The organism is Butyrivibrio hungatei DSM 14810, assembly GCF_900143205.1.
Classification (GTDB): domain Bacteria; phylum Bacillota; class Clostridia; order Lachnospirales; family Lachnospiraceae; genus Butyrivibrio; species Butyrivibrio hungatei.
On the sequence record NZ_FRDH01000007.1, the window covers coordinates 1 to 16,577 of the forward strand.

At 40.8% G+C, this 16,577-nt stretch carries 11 protein-coding genes; all 11 read right to left on the reverse strand.

What is annotated here, in order from left to right; translation table 11 throughout:
• Positions 1–430: 430 nt before the first annotated feature.
• The gene (locus BUA02_RS09085) at positions 431–886 is read right to left on the reverse strand and encodes a hypothetical protein (RefSeq protein WP_072703144.1); all 456 of its coding nucleotides are present in this window, start codon (positions 884–886) and stop codon (positions 431–433) included.
• Between the two features lie 12 nt (positions 887–898).
• The gene (locus BUA02_RS09090; protein WP_072703147.1) at positions 899–1,855 is read right to left on the reverse strand and encodes a transglutaminase domain-containing protein; all 957 of its coding nucleotides are present in this window, start codon (positions 1,853–1,855) and stop codon (positions 899–901) included.
• Between the two features lie 4 nt (positions 1,856–1,859).
• Positions 1,860–2,792, reverse strand: coding sequence for a hypothetical protein (locus BUA02_RS09095; protein ID WP_072703151.1), 933 nt, complete (start codon positions 2,790–2,792; stop codon positions 1,860–1,862).
• Positions 2,793–2,939: 147 nt separating this feature from the next.
• Positions 2,940–4,721: a hypothetical protein gene (locus BUA02_RS09100; RefSeq protein WP_072703154.1), complete on the reverse strand. Its 1,782-nt coding sequence runs from the start codon at positions 4,719–4,721 to the stop codon at positions 2,940–2,942.
• Positions 4,722–4,806: 85 nt separating this feature from the next.
• A complete protein-coding gene (locus tag BUA02_RS09105; protein ID WP_072703157.1) occupies positions 4,807–8,493 on the reverse strand; it encodes a hypothetical protein in 3,687 nt (1,228 codons plus the stop codon).
• 1 nt (position 8,494) lies between these two features.
• Positions 8,495–10,978, reverse strand: coding sequence for an MMPL family transporter (locus BUA02_RS09110; protein ID WP_071175523.1), 2,484 nt, complete (start codon positions 10,976–10,978; stop codon positions 8,495–8,497).
• 159 nt (positions 10,979–11,137) lie between these two features.
• Positions 11,138–12,514, reverse strand: a complete 1,377-nt coding sequence (gene radA, locus BUA02_RS09115) for a DNA repair protein RadA (protein ID WP_072703160.1) — start codon at positions 12,512–12,514, stop codon at positions 11,138–11,140.
• A 106-nt stretch (positions 12,515–12,620) separates the two neighbouring features.
• The gene (locus BUA02_RS09120; protein WP_071175521.1) at positions 12,621–13,031 is read right to left on the reverse strand and encodes an endosialidase; all 411 of its coding nucleotides are present in this window, start codon (positions 13,029–13,031) and stop codon (positions 12,621–12,623) included.
• An 88-nt stretch (positions 13,032–13,119) separates the two neighbouring features.
• Positions 13,120–15,732 (reverse strand): ATP-dependent Clp protease ATP-binding subunit, encoded by a 2,613-nt coding sequence (locus BUA02_RS09125; protein WP_072703163.1) that lies wholly within the window; start codon positions 15,730–15,732, stop codon positions 13,120–13,122.
• Between the two features lie 17 nt (positions 15,733–15,749).
• Positions 15,750–16,127 carry a GntR family transcriptional regulator gene (locus BUA02_RS09130; RefSeq protein ID WP_072703165.1) on the reverse strand — a complete coding sequence of 126 codons (378 nt, stop codon included), beginning with the start codon at positions 16,125–16,127 and terminating at the stop codon, positions 15,750–15,752.
• Between the two features lie 265 nt (positions 16,128–16,392).
• Positions 16,393–16,577 (reverse strand): hypothetical protein (locus BUA02_RS16015; protein WP_207647712.1); only part of this gene is annotated, 185 nt, incomplete at its 5' end.

The following is a 16,577-nucleotide window of genomic DNA, read 5'->3' on the forward strand; positions in this document are numbered from 1 at the left end:
GTCTTTGAGGCACATTTTTGGCTGTAAAGTTTTGGGTTTGAACGATTGTCAAAAAAACGCCATTTTCTTGTGCTCATAAGCAGCTTTTGAAGCGCATGCGGTTTGCGTTTAGCAAGAGCATGCGTATTAAAACAAAAGCTGCATGAGCACATAGAAAAGTATCGTTTTTTTGATGAGGACAAAACAAAACTTTACAGCAAAAATGGCATCAAAGACTCAGACAGTGTTTCAAAAACAGAATTTAAAGTAAGAAATATAACGCTCATGAACATAGAAAAATCCTCAGAGATTCTCAAAAACAAACTTTAGGCTGGCGGCCCCACTTAGCTAGACTAGGCAGAGGCAGGGCGCGGCCTCAGTGAACCAGCCAGCGGCTATCCCCAAACTATGAATGGTAACTCTCAGTAAAAAATGTCAAAAAAAGTAGGGCTCATTCAAGCCCTACAGATCCATCAGAATATGTGATCACCCAGTACCCTTTTCCTGTACCGCAGTCCTCATGATATGTTTTATCCACTATTACCTTTTCTTCCGACTCAGGTTCTAAAGTTCTCTCCTCTGCCCTAGCGTCAGCTACTTCTTCTTTATCTGATCTGGTGCCAGCTACTGCCTCTTCATCTGACCTGGTGTCAGGTACCATATCTTCTACTTTAGAACTTGCAACCGGAGCAGCTTCGCTTACACTCTCCTCTGCATTTACACTGTTTTCAGCAGTCTGCGCCGTGGCATCACTTGCTGCTACGCCTTGGTCATAGCTCTTTTCCTCAATCATGCCGCCAAGCGCACTCCTATAGCCTGGGTTATTTGCGTACAGCACCAGATTAAAGATGAAGATACCAAGCACCGTACCCACGAAGATCATGGCTATTTTTGTGAATTTCCTCATGAAAACTTCCCCTTAATAAAATACTGTGATACTTGCCTGCTTTTCAATTGGCTTTGCAGGATATGTATCGTAGGTCTGCTTATAATAGCCGCTTCCCTTGGCATCCTGCATCTCAGTATCAAAGATATACCATTTATCACCAAGTTTAACTTCTGTCCATGCGTGCGGAGTCTTGCCGCCAAGTGCTGACTGAACAGTTCCAGTGCAGACTCTGGCTTCAAAGCCAAGCCCTTTTGCCACATAGGCGAAGGTTGCTGCATAGCCGTAGCAATTTGCTTTTCCTGTCAAAAGAGCTTCTTTCGCATAGCTCTCTGTCCACAAACCTACAGGCACATCAAGCTTTCTCTCGTAAACAAGTGCATTTACTACGTAGTTAAAGCTCTTTTCAAGCTGCTGGACCTGAGTCATGCCGCTGTCACAGCTTACTTCAAGTATTGAAGCCACCAGCTTCTTGATGTCTGTATCTGGCTCATATAGTGTTCCGTCTGCCGTACGCCACTTAACGCCATATTCCGTGTGGATAAAATGATCGCCCGGAACTTCCCATTCCATGAGGTTGTTTGCTGCCTGTGCTTCTACGACGGCTCTGATTTCATTTTTTAAGTCCTCAGCTACGCCATTTAGAGCATAATCTCCTATTGATGTAACTGTCTCTGGGATATAAGCGCTCTTAAGAGCTGCTGGAAAACAAATAAGCTCTGTCATGTTCTTGTTATAGAGGCAATTACTATAGGATGAATAGAAGTTATTTTTTTCACTGACTGTTATAGACTGAAGATGTCCAAGTCCCCTGAAAGCGCTTGATGATATTTCCGTAACGTCGCTTCCAATGTGGATCTGTGTTATCTTGGTATTTCCTCTGAATGTAGTAGCATCGATCGAAGTAGTTCCGCTTGCACACGCATCTACAGGAAATGCAGCTATAGTCAGTAAAAAGACAATTATTAAAGCTAATAGTTTTTTTCTCATATCGTTAATCTCTTGTTACCGGTCTCTGTGAAGCCACTTCAAAGAGCTTTCTAACCTTTGCATAGGATACAGCATCTTTTTCACTTCCGCCTTCGTTTGGATGCTTGCCATAACCAGCTGTAGCTGTGATAGCATCTGCATAACCTTCCTTGCCATCAACGATTACCTGACACCACTGATCATTCCATGTATTTGCATTCTTGTGAACCCATGTGATCCCGAGGTAATCAAGAACAAGTCCCAGTGCTCTTGTTGCTCCTGCACAAGAATACTCACCGCCTACAAATACGCCATATGCTGTCCTATAAATCTTACCTTCTGTAGTATATGTTCCAAGATCGCAGTATGCTTTGATAACACCAGCAGCATAAGCTACCTTCTCAACATCTTTTATCTTATTCTTACTTGATTTGGAATCAGACTTGGAGTCTGACTTTGAGTCTGATTTTGAGCTTGATTTAGAACCCTTAGCAGAGTCCTGAGCTTCTATCGCTGCATTTATTCCATCAGCGATCTGCTTGGCATAGCTTCTTGCTATAACTTCCTGTTCATAAGTCATTCCACCATTTCCGTGCTTAGCCTTAGGAATAACCACCACAGACTGATCGCCTGTAGGAACTACATACTCTGTACTGTCACCAATAAGTCTGTTGGCAACTCTCTTTTCTTTTTTACCAAAAACAGCATAGTGTTCGATCAACTTGTTACCATCTGCTCCATAGGCATCACGAAGATCCTGATAATTGAGGTAATAGAAAAGCGGATTATACTCAGCACTATAATCTACACCATTATATTTTCTTGTGGCCTTGGAAAGAGCTGTGTAAGGATCATCAGCAGCATGTACTGTCACAGCTTTGAAATCACAGATTGTAAGTAAACTTACGAACAATACTGATAAGATCACACATAATACTTTCTTTAACATAGCTTTCATAACATCTATCTCCATCCCGCATTTAAAAATGCGCATAATGTACCTACAAAGTCCTACTAAAGATATCGGCATTAATCCGCAATATTTAACCTTTTTTGATATTTTTATGCAAAAAAATCCCATATCCATGGGATATGGGATGATTTCTTAGTGTTTTTTTGTTTTCTTATCTATTCTGAATGTAAAGCACATGATAGCTAAACTTAAGAATATTACGAATACTGCTTTCATGTTATTGATACTCTTATCAGATGTATCACCTTTTCTAGCTCCGAGAACTACTGGAATCGTAAGCTTTTTGCCATCATTACCGTAGCTGATCTGCTTGTTGATGACAATTGTCTGGCCATTATCATTTACAACTGAAGATGTATAATTTCCAGTACTATTAACCTTACTCTTAGCAGTTTCCTTAGCTTCAGCCTCTTCCTTTTGAACTGTTCCAGTACTGATGGTAGCATTTGGATCAACCAAGACCAGCTTACCTTTCTTGTAAGATATTCTGTACTTGGAAGTAACATCATTGCCATCTTCATCAAGAATAGTGCAGGATGTGATCTCGTTTGAAGATTCACCGGCACCTGTCTGGCTTCCATTAAACACTATGTTAGTAATCTTGTGTCCTGGCTGAAGTGATCCGGAAACAATCTCATAAGTATCATTTGTAAGTGTTGTACCATTGTCATTCTGTACTGTAGATCCAGCTTCAATAGTGATGCTCCTCTTAGGGCTTGCAGTAACAATACTGTTACCAGCATCTACCTTAGTCACGATCTCAGTACCAAGTGCTACCTTTTGTCCGTTGTCATCTACGCTGAAAACACTGATCTGGCTAGCATCGATTGGCTTCCCATCGTAAACAAATGGAATAGAAACATTGAAATCATCAAGGCTTGTGGCCTTAACAACTGCATAAGCAGCATCGATATTTACCCAGTATTTCTTGTTGCCATACTCAAATGTAGTACCTTCGCCGTTACTACCGGCGCTTACTGTCATCTTAAAATTACCAAATTTATCATAGACATTTTTGAATAATGACTTTGGGTTGTTCTTGTCTATTACGTTAATAGTGAATCCGCCACCAATAATGTGTTCTTCACCATCACATTCAAATTCGTAATCCTCTGGATTTCCAGGAATTGTCTCAAATTCAAATACCAGATCAGGCTCCAGCTCTACCACCGGATCTGTTGTTATACCCTGATTGGTTGAGGGATCATATCCCTCAGGGCCATTATAAACAGAGTTAACTCTACTTCTAACAACGCCATCAACATGAATTCCATAGCCAATGTATTTAATAACATACCACTGTATATACTGAGTCTTGGGATCAAACTCTGGATATACGCTCTCAATTTCAGCTAATGATGGAACTTTGTAAAGTGCATCATAAACAGCATTCCTAACTGTAATATCTACCTCTTCCATAGTTGACTCGTCATCACTGCCATAGATAAAAGTATCGTAGTTAATATTATTTTTTGATGCGCCGGATATATATATTCCATCTGCGAAGCCACTATAATCCAGCGAATAAAAATCCTGCGGAATAGAAGAATCCTTCTTCAGATAGAAAAAGACCCCAAAACCGTTTGAATCATCACCGCTGGCATTTTCTCCTTTTTCTTGACCTTTAGCATCGGGATTCTGATCTTGAATATTTATAGTAGACCCTAAATTTGGTGCATCACCATTTGTGATACTTTCAGTAGATCCTAGATTTGATGCATCATCATTTTTGACAGTTTCTGTAGAACCTATATTTGATGCATCATCAGGTATTGAAGTAGATGTTGTCGAAGCAAGACCTGCTCCGTCATCTTCAGCAAATACGAATAAACTCGCACTTTCGTTCCCCAAAACAAAAAGTGCCAGCATAGCTGCAACTATAAGCTTAAGCGCTGTGCCCCTAATCCTTTTCATTACTCTCTCCCAATCCAAGTATAAATACTGTTAATATAATACCAAATAAGGGGCTAAACTTTCAATCAAAACTTGATAATTTTTGTTACTTGTCATCCCCGCTATCATCATAGAAAATCTGCTCTTTATCCTCAATCTTCTTTGACAATTTCTTAGCCAGGAATCTGAATATTTTAGGAGCTTTTTTGCCGCCTCGGATAATTGCAAATATAATAAGTGAAACAAGCAAAACGCATGCAATAACTATAGCGATAATGACATACTTAATCAAAGATACCGCAAGCTTGGCTCTGGGGAATCTTACTTTAAGTGTGAACTCATTACCAGCGATATCATAGGTGCTGTAGTCACCTATCTCACCAGTCTTTTCTAGAAGTTCTTCGCCATCTGCTGTGACCAGATATACTTCATACTCACCAAGTTCTTCTACGACCTTGCTGTTTGGCCTATATCTGATCTGATGCTCCTTGGCGCCATCATCAGGAATTGTAACCTTAAGCGTGGTGTAGTTTTTGAGAGTATCTGCGTCATAATCCTTGATTGTTGTGAAATTCTTTACATCAAAAGAATTCTGTCTTTCAACTACAAGCTTATCGTCAGCCTTAAAGCTTCCATCCACAAGAAGCTCACTCTGAAAAACAGAGTCGTCACTAACTCCCACATTTGCTTCAGATATAGTTGTTCTAAATCTATGATATGTAGCAGTTATCACCTGATCAGTTCGAAGAGAATCAACAAAAGGCTTATCCCATGTGACATAAAAGCCTTCTTTAGGGTTGGTCTTTGGGTAATTTGCTTCATCAAGGCCATCGCCAAATTTCTTGCTTTCCTTCTTTATGACCTCTTTGCCCTCTTCCAGATCATCATCCTCAACTACATAAGTAACTGTAAGATTGGTGATGTCATATGGAATTCCATTGTCGTTGTAGGACACCGGTTCTGCCTTGAGCGAGTAGCTGATTCTGTCGATACCAGCCAGCTCGTCGCTGACAAAGAAATTGTTCCTTACTTCACCTTCATCACTGACATGACCAGCGATAGCACCATACCAGCTCTCTGTGTCCTCGATATCTACCAAGGATACGCAGTCACGAATATTGGTTCCGTCTCCAACAATTCCACCTACATAACTAGCACCGCTTAAGATTCCCTTGGACCTTGAATTTACAATGTATGACAAAGAGCTACCGCAGACGCCACCTACATACTCACCGGAATTGGATTTTAAATTACCATAGTTTGCACAGCCTATGATAGTTCCCATCTCCTGGAGTCCGCAGATGCCACCTATATAGCTCTTTTCACCCTCAGAAGTGCTATAATTCCTGTTATCTCTAAGAACACACTTGGAGATAAAAGAGGTGTTAAGCTTGGAATCATTAATTCCTGTGACATCGCTCTCTGCATCAAAGTCATACTCGATAGCCATGGTACCTGCTATACCAGAAGTATCAATATCTCCATAAACTGTGCCATAATTTATACACTTATCTACGGTTGCATCAGTACAGATAAGGGCTTCCTCAAGGGATACATCTTCAAAGGTGTTGGAATAATCCATCTCCAAGACGCCATCGATAGCGTCAGTATAAAGATTCATTATGACATTAAACTGGTCTGCTATGTCCTGCAGATCATCTACGATGACGTCTGTAGCGCTATTCATCTCATTATTAAGAAGCCCAAAATTATCGTTCATTCCCTGCATGTTATCTGCAAGAGAGGTTGTATGAGCCTTGTACTGCGCGCTGAACTGAGGAAAAGAGATAGCGCCACGTCCTGCAAGGTTTTTAACAATTCCACGTGCACTATCTCCTGCAGACTCAAGATTATCAGCTGCACTCTCAATAGCCCCCATAGCCTTTAAGGCATCTCCTCTTGCTGCATCTGCCATAAAAGGAAGGTAGTAGATAGTAAGGCTCCTTACCTGTTCTGTAGCGTCGTTAAGATCTCTTGTATAAGCAAGAGCACCTTCCTGATCATCCACAGGACTTCTATATTTTGCTTTGGCATAGGCATCTGCCTTAGGTTCTGCATCTGCAAGTGCAGCAGAATTAAGATCTTTATCATCTGTAGAATTATTATCTGGGAAAAGCCTGTCATCAGTACTATGTCTCCAGGTTCCTGTCACATTATAGGACTCAACAAGCTTCTCAGCAGTCGATACATCCGTTCCAAAAGGCATACTATATTGCAGGTCAGTAGTATCACCATAATCACCTCTATGCTGTTCCACATAGCGGTTATAGTATGCTGTTCCTGCATCTCTAGAAAGATTTGCATACTGACTTGCCAAGATTTCCAGAGTATCCTTGGCATCTTGATATTTCTTTTTATCAGGATCTGACATATACTGCTCAAGCCCTAGGTCATTTACAGTGTCCTTGAGACTTGATGCTGCATCGGATGCATTGCCTATTGCAGCATTGGTCTGATCCATAAGTCCATCATCCTTGGATGACTCTTCCATCACGTACTGGACTCTGGAAAAAGCTTCAGAAGTAGCACCAGATACTCCATTTGCAAAGTCTGTAGTCTCATTTGCTATAAATCTCACATCTTCAATAGCACTGGACGTAAACTGTTGAATTACGTTTAATCTGTTGGTAATGGTATTTGACTGTTTCTTGGTATCCTGAAGGGTTGTTGTAACTCTGTCATGGAGTTCACTTATAGCCACATTTAGCTGATAGGCCACATCAGTACTAAGATCCACAGTAACATAGGGCTCCGCCTGACCTACAATGCCACCCACATCTTTTCTTCCGTGAATAACTGCATTATTGGTGCATCTATAGACATAGCCAGACTGTCTTCCTGCAATTCCTCCGATGTTGTAGCCCACATGCTCGTATCCGACCAGTCCCTGATTGATGCAGTCAGATATTATACCGATAGAAAGTCCCGCAATTCCTCCAATATCAGAGGTTGTAATGTCAGCCCTTGCTTCTTCACTGCTACTTTCACCGTTTTTGATCATAGAAAGAACTTTGTTCAGCGTGTTCATGCTGTCAATAGTGATCTGAGTATCTACATTTGTGGTATTTACCGCGCTTTCATTGATGCATTTAGAGATATTGCCCATATTTTCGCCAGCTACACCACCAGCAAAGTGAACGCCTTTGATATATCCTGTAACTGAGCAGTTTGTTATATTACCAGTCAGCTCATTCATTCCGGCAATACCACCAACATAGTCATCGCCAGAAACTACGCCTTCAAATGTAAGGTTATTCAAAAGGCCATAGTTGTCTGCAACGATTCCGCCTACAATGATCTGGCTTCCTGCTGGAATTACCGTGCCCTTTACATTAAGGTCAGAGATGACGCCCGTAGATTGCACATTTGAGAAAAGAGCTACATAAGACATATCGCTCTTAATAGCCATATCGCTTATGCTATGACCTTGTCCATCAAACACTCCGCCAAAAGTTGGCACTCCATTAAAAGACACTCCAAGAAGTGAAATGTCTTCTGTTAAGATCACCTTTTTGTTAACTGACCAGGTATCAAGCTTACATTTTTCTGCAAAATCTAGGAATTCCTCGGTTGTTCCAATCTTTATTTCTTCTATTTCTTCGGGAATGAGAGCATTTAATTCTTCTCTTATGTCTTCATCGACATCTTTCTGTTCTTCTAGTGCTCCCGTTTGTGTTCCTGTTGATACACCTGAAGTCCTGGGCTTTTCGTCATTTTCCTCTGCGCATACTGATAATACCGACTCAGTAAAAAGAACTATTCCCAAAAGGAGCATACATAATCTCTTTTTCATATCAGATATCCTCCCCTTCTGTGTAGTAGAATTCACCGTTTTCAACATCCACTGTATCATCTTCCATGGACGTAATATCACCATTTTCTATATAGGCACTTACCTTTCCTTTAACGACGCCATGAACGATACCCGTTACATTACCTTCAATTCGACCTCTTACAAAGCCGTCAATTCGCATTGTTCCGGTCCTCTGCTTAATTTGAAGCGGCATATTCATGACAAAGGCTGTAAGTTCAATGACTTTATCGCCCACAAGCAATATCTGTGGCAAAACAAACATGGTGACAAAGATTGATATAATAGTTCCTCTTCCAAGACACTTTCCAATACCATAAATAGCGCAATCAGAGGTCATCTTACCAATGAGAGTGCCAGCAACAGCCAACATGGTACCTGAGGTTATGATCGTAGGAAACGAAAGATTCATAGTATCGATGATAGCATCTCTTTTACCCATAGTTCCTCTAAGCTCCGTATATCTGCCTGCTATAACGATGGCATAATCGATGTTAGCACCCATCTGGATTGAACTTACGATAAGGTATCCCAGGAAGAACAAGTTGTCATGCTGGATTGCAGGAATAGAAAAGTTGATCCAGATACAGCCCTGAATTACTGCGATCAGGAGTACTGGCATACCTGCCGATTTAAATGTAAAAAGAAGCACCACAAGAACCGCAAGTATTGAAATGACGCCAGTTACAGTGTTATCTCTGGCAAAGCACTTCTTAAGATCAAACTGGCTGACGGATTCGCCAACAACGTATATCTTGTCTGCATCATAGTACTTCTCTGTAATCTTGTGGAGCGTTCCGATAAAATTAAAGGTCTCAGGAGATTCCTGAGGAAGGTTTACGTAGACCAGGATTCTTGAATATTCCTCGCCTTGAAGCTGTTTCTTGGCAAAATTCATCATCCTGTTGGCGTCTTCTAGCTTCTTCATGAGATTGTCGTCCAGGGTGACATATCCCTCTTTTACCTCTTCATAAACGAACATGAACATATCGATAAGCGGAACCTTGTAGTTGGCAAGGCCATTGACAGCCTTGGCGTACTCCTCATCATTAACAGCATACGCTGCGTAGATCAGCTCAGCTACTTCATAGTCAATATTTAAAAGCTCCGAAAACTGCCTTGGAGATAGCTTCTCTGTAAGCGTATATCCGTTTATAGCCTCTGTATTTGCAAGTCCAGTTATGGATGTCACATTGCCATTAGACAAAATCTCATCAATAAGCCTCTTTTCCTTGTCATAATCCCCTGAAGGAAATACAAGCGCCATCATATTGTCAGACGCAAAGTTGTCATCCTGCAGATTCTGTGCCTCCTGTACTGCATTGGTAAGGGGCGGAGTAATCTGAGAGTAGCCGTACACGTATGGTGTGTTGGAAGAAATCCTGTTGGCTATGATTATCACTACAACAAACAGTGGTGCAATGATATATCTTGTCTTGTAGGCGAATTTTCCAACAAATGGAATCTGTGGAATAAAGTTTTTGTGCTTGGTCTTTTCCATAAGGTTTGCAAAGACCATGATAATTCCAGGCATCAAAAGAAATACTGACAAAAGGCTCAGTAAAATAGCCTTGATCAGAACTATTCCCATATCTGCGCCAATACCAAACTGCATGAAAAGCATGGCTACAAGGCCACCTATCGTAGTAAGGGAGCTTCCTGTAATCTCAGGAATTGATTTGGAAAGAGCTATAATACATGCTTCACGAGGATTAAGCGTTGCATGTTCTTCTTTGTATCTATTTAGGAAAATTACTGCATAATCAACGGAAAGCGCTAGCTGCAGCACGATCGTTACTGAATTAGAGACAAAAGATATTGTTCCAAGAAGGAAATTCGTGCCCATCTGAACAAGAGCAGCACTTCCAAATGTCAAAAGAAGCACCGGCACTTCAGCATAGGCCTGAGACGTAAGAATAAGTACCAGAACAACTACGATAACTACTATCACTGAGATAACATTCATTTCCTGATCAATAAGCTCAGACTGTGTATCACCAAGAGTTGTTGTCAGGTAATAATCATAGCTATCAAAATACTCTTTTACCTCATCTAAGAGAATTAGGCACTGATCATCTGTCTCGTCATAGTCAAAAGTGATGTTAAAAAGTGCAGAACCATTGGCGTAATGAGCATCTGTATCATCCATCTCTGCTGAAAATACGCCTTCCATCTTTTCTATATCCTTTTGTATGAGAAGAGCCTGATCATAGGAAATATTAGCAACCATGACCTTAGCAGAGCCATAAGTCGTAAACTGCTCCTCCATAAGTTCTAGTCCCTGATAGGTTTCTGAAGTTTTGGGAAGATACTTAGAAAGCTGGTTTTCTACTCCTACCCAGCCTCGTGCGATAACTGAAAATATGCAGACAATTGCATATATAAGGAAAAAAAGATTACGTTTATCTACAATAAATGTACAGATCTTGAGCATAAAACTATTGCCGGTCTTTTCATTACTACTCATCTTTGCCCCCTCGATAAAGATAATGTCATAATGAACGTCAGCAGGACGCTCAGCGGTATTATATTAACCAACACACCATATATTGTACACCTTTATTCATTTTGTAACAATATAAGCCAAAAATGAGCCCTAGGGACGGAGGTTAGGGCTCATTTTTTCTCAGACCAATTGCATTGCATCTGCAACTGAGGAAACACCGATAATTTCAATTCCTTTTATACTTTTTAGCTTGCCTGCCAGTGCCTTAGGAACAATGCATGTCTTAAAGCCCAGTTTCTTGGCTTCCATTACTCTAGCTTCTGCCATATTCACAGATCTTACTTCACCAGAAAGACCAACTTCACCAAAGGCAATAACATCATCGCTTATAGGTTTGTTCTTGAAACTTGATATGATAGCAAGACAGATTCCAAGATCAAGTGATGGCTCTGCAACCTTCATTCCACCAGCAAGATTTACATAGGCATCATAATCTGCCATCTGAAGTCCAAGCCTCTTTTCAAGAACAGCCATAAGAAGATTAACTCTGTTGTAATCTGTTCCATTTGCCTGCCTTCTGGGAAAACCAAAATTAGTTCTGCATACAAGAGCCTGAATCTCAATGAGGATTGGTCTTGTGCCCTCTACAGAGCAGGTAACGATAGAACCGCTGGCATTTTCTGGTCTTCCATCCAGCATGAATTCAGATGGATTGGTAACTTCTACAAGACCTTTTTCCTGCATCTCAAAAACACCGATCTCGTTTGTAGACCCGAAACGGTTCTTGACTGCTCTCAAGATTCTGTATGATGCATGTCTGTCTCCTTCAAAGTAAAGAACTGTGTCTACCATGTGTTCCAAAACTCTAGGGCCTGCAACTTGTCCCTCTTTGGTAACATGGCCTACGATAAACACAGTGATGTTCATACTCTTGGCAATTCTAAGAAGCACAGAGGTTGATTCTCTGACCTGTGATACGCTTCCAGGAGCAGAAGATACTGCCTCGTTGTACATGGTCTGTATCGAATCGATAACTATAACTTCTGGCTTGGTTCTCTGTATAGCTTCTTCGATATTCGCAAGATTTGTCTCGCACATGAACTTAAGAGAATCTGAAAAATTGCCTATTCTGTTAGCTCTAAGCTTGATCTGACGCAGGGATTCCTCACCAGATATATAAAGAACTTCTTTTTTGTCAGCTGACAGATTACCTGCCACCTGCAAAAGAATTGTAGACTTTCCTATTCCTGGATCTCCACCAACAAGGATAAGTGAACCTCTTACAAGTCCTCCGCCCAAAACTCTGTTAAGCTCCCCAATATGTGTATCAGTTCTTTCTTCGTCATTCATGACGATCTCAGAAAGTGACTGAGGCTTGGTATATTCTCCATTTGCAGAAGTATTGTTGATGCCAGCTCTTGAAGATTTTGACACTGGTTTTACTGTCTCTTCCACAAAGGTGTTCCATTCTTTACAGCCTGGACACTGTCCCATCCACTTTGAAGATTCATATCCGCAGCTCTGGCAATAGAAAACTGTCTTGATCTTTGTCGCCATTTTCCCTTCCCCCAACGTTACTCTAACATAAAAGGCATGCCATATTCACAGAGCGAGCGCTTTCTGTTAAATAAAGCATGCCTTTGATCATTGATCTGATATTTAATTATTTCTCGACTCTAACTTCGCAAAGGCCTTTTCCTGAAAGTTCAACGCTAAGATTGAGCTTGCCACCAACGTTTGTACTCATCTTTCCGATGCTTGTTCCATTTATAAAAACACTATATTCAGTATTCTCTAATAGACCAAGTGTGATCTGCGCGTCGTTTTCGCCTTCTACGCCGAAGCTTACGCCGTTTTCTGTTTCTTTGAAGTTTGTTACTGCAGTTCCTGGAACTGACTCATAAACGAAATTCTCGTTACTCTCAAGCTTTGTGATGTCCTTAAAGGTCTTAACCTTGAGTACATCTCCATTATGTTCAAAGTTTTCGAGTTTCTTTTTTTCTGGAAGCTGGTAGTTACCAAAGCTGATGCTTCCATCCTTTTCAGCACGTAATAACTGCTCTACGACAGCCATATCTTTCCTCCTAAATATTAAAAGAGTTTTTAGTTAATAACATTATAAGTCATGACACCTTAATGTAAAATTAAAATTTTGTGACTTTTTATTTATTCTTTGGTGTCTTTTTTGCTGGCTTTTTTCCCGTATTCACAGTCTTTTTTGCCTTTGTTTTAGCAGAAGGCTTTTTGGTAGTGACACTGCTTTTAGTCTTGGCAACTTTAGCTGGTTTTGTGGTCTTTACAGTAACTTTTTTAACGGAAGTCTTCTTGCCGTCTGCGGTTGTAAAGACAATCTTGTTGTCCTTGAGCCCTACAGTTACATCTGAACCGGACTTGATATTGCCCTTTAAGAGTTCTTCAGCCATTGCATCCTCAATAGTCTGCTGAATAGCTCTCTTAAGCGGTCTTGCACCCATCTTGGCATCAGAATGCTTGGTCACAAGATACTTCTTAACAGCTGGAGATATTGTAAGGTTAATATCCATCTGTGCCTTACATCTCTTACTAAGATTCTGAGATAAAAGAGTCACAATATCCATCATCTCTTTTTCTGTAAGAGTATGGAATACCATTATCTCATCAATTCTGTTGATGAACTCCGGCTTAAAGAGTTTCTTTACCTCTTCCATAACGCCAGACTTCATATCTTCATAATCCTTCTTGGCATCACTGCCAGCGCCAAAGCCGAGTTTCTTAGGATCTACGATCTTCTGAGCTCCAACGTTTGAAGTCATGATAAGGATCGTATTCTTGAAGCTGACCTTTCTGCCCTTAGAATCAGTGATGTGTCCATCGTCAAGGACCTGCAGCAGCACATTAAAGATATCTGGATGTGCCTTCTCAATCTCATCAAAAAGAATTACTGAGTAAGGATGTCTTCTAACCTTCTCGCTGAGCTGGCCTCCATCATCAAATCCAACATATCCTGGAGGTGATCCAATCATCTTTGAAACGGAATGGCCTTCCATGTACTCAGACATATCAACTCTTATAAGCGCATTCTCATCGCCAAACATAGCTTCTGCGAGGGCCTTTGAAAGCTCTGTCTTACCTACACCTGTAGGACCAAGGAACAGGAATGAACCGATAGGTCTGTTAGGATCCTGAAGTCCAACTCTTCCTCGCCTGATAGCCTTAGACACTGCCTTGACAGCATCTTCCTGTCCGATAACTCTCTTATGAAGCACTGATTCAAGCTTAAGGAGCTTCTCAGATTCTTTTTCTGCGATCTTCTTAACAGGAATCCTGGTCCACTCAGCCACAACCTCTGCAATATCATTCTCATTAACGATATATCCTGAAGAGAGTTCTTTTCTCTTCTCAGCACTCTTAACTCTGTTGAGCTTAGTAATAAGGCTTGTCTGCTCTTTGTTGAACTTGCCCGCAGCATCAAAATCTGAATTTCTAAGAGCATTCTCAATCTTGGAATCAAGTTCCTTAATTGCGTCCTCAACTTCTTTTACCTTTGGTGAAACTCCCATAGTGCGGAGTCTTACTGCTGATGCAGCTTCATCAATAAGGTCAATCGCCTTGTCAGGAAGATTTCTATCATTGATATATCTTTCGGAAAGGTCTACAGCTGCCTTAATTGCCTCTGGAGTAATAGTAACCTTGTGATGTTCCTCATACTTGCTGACAATACCTTTGAGGATATCCATAGCTTCATCTTTGGTAGGTTCATCAACGTTAACAGGCTGGAAACGTCTCTCAAGAGCAGCGTCTTTTTCTACATATTTGCGGTATTCAGAGATGGTTGTTGCACCGATCATCTGAATCTCACCTCGTGCAAGTGATGGCTTCAGGATATTGGAAGCATCAATAGCACCTTCTGCGCCGCCTGCACCGATAAGTGTATGCATCTCATCTACAAAGAGGATGATATTGCCATCTTCTGATACTTCCTTGATGACTTTTTTGATCCTCTCTTCAAATTCACCTCTGTATTTGGATCCAGCGATCATTCCTGAAAGATCCAAAGTTACAAGTCTCTTATTCTGAACTGTAAGTGGTACTTCACCAGCAGCAATACGCTGTGCAAGCCCCTCTACAACTGCTGTCTTACCAACACCAGGCTCACCAATAAGACATGGGTTATTCTTGGTCCTTCTACTAAGGATCTGAATAACTCTCTTGATCTCTCTTTCTCTTCCAACTACAGGATCGAGCTTATTTTCAAGAGCTAGTGCTGTCATGTCACGACTGTACTGTGCGAGAATAGAAGCCTTCTTGCCAGCCTTTGGTGCCATTTTTTTGCCAAGATCCTCTTTTACGATATTAGGGTCCTCACCCATTGCTGCAAGAGTCTCTGCATATATCTTTTGAGCAGGAACATTGAGTGTACTGATAAGTCTCACAGCAACATTCTCACCCTCTTTGATAAGAGCAAGCAAAATGTGCTCTGTTCCTGTCTTGTCAGCATGAAATCTCTCTGCCATTCTATGAGCTTCTTCTAATACCTTCTCAGCTCTTGGTGAAAATCCGTCTTTATCAAGAGTCTTAACATTACTCTCTGGAACGATGAGATCTCTGATCATGTCCATCATGCGGTTCTCATCAATTCCATTATCAATAAGGATTCTGGATGCCACGCTGCCATCTTCCAGAATAAGTCCCATCAAGATATGCTCTGTACCAATATAATTAAGTTTTAGACTTCTAGCTGTCTTCCTGGCAAGTTTAAGAGCATCCGCCGCCATTACAGTAAACTTAGAATCCATGTATTATCCTTCCTTTCTTACGAATTACTTTCGTAATTGTCGTATAGCTTATCTACAAGTCCGTGGATATCTTGTCTGTCAAGGCCTTTACAGATAGCTCTTGCCAGAACAACTGCCAGTTCAGACTGAGCTTCAGATAAGGCTTTAAGTTTATTGATATCGATAGCTATAATGGCTCCGCGCCTTCTATCAATCTTAACAAAGCCATCCTGCTGCAAAATAGAATATGCCTTGTTAACAGTATGCATATTGATCCCTATGGTCTCAGCAAGCTGTCTGACACTTGGAAGTTGCTCACCTTCACGAAATTGAGACGTAGCAATGCCCAAGATGATCTGATTGCACAGCTGCATATAGATTGCTTCGTCACTATTAAAATCAATCTCTATGATCATAAACGCCTCCTATTTTTCTGTGATATATTTAGTATAACAAATAATACAGTTTAGTCAAATAAGTGTGATTGTTCATATTCAGATTATATGCTGTCTCTTGCGCTCGTCTTTTTATGCTACTCCCTATTGTCATATTTCACTTCCTGTCACATCAAAAAGCATGTCAAAACCTCCATATTTTCAAATAAACATGCCATTTATTTGCATTTCCTACTTTATCAGCATGTCTTTTTCAAGTAAATTTGAAAAGAAACATGCCGCAAAACTACAGATTCACAAATATTAGCATGCCTTTTCTACACTTTTCGCCAAAAGACATGCTAGCACCAGCAGTCACACATCCTTTACACTCCACCTTTAGTCTAATCACATATATTTCCAGGCCTTCGGCTAATCTTCTCCTCTTCTTTCTCTTCCCCACCCACTTTTTCTTTAGCCTAATCCTCAATA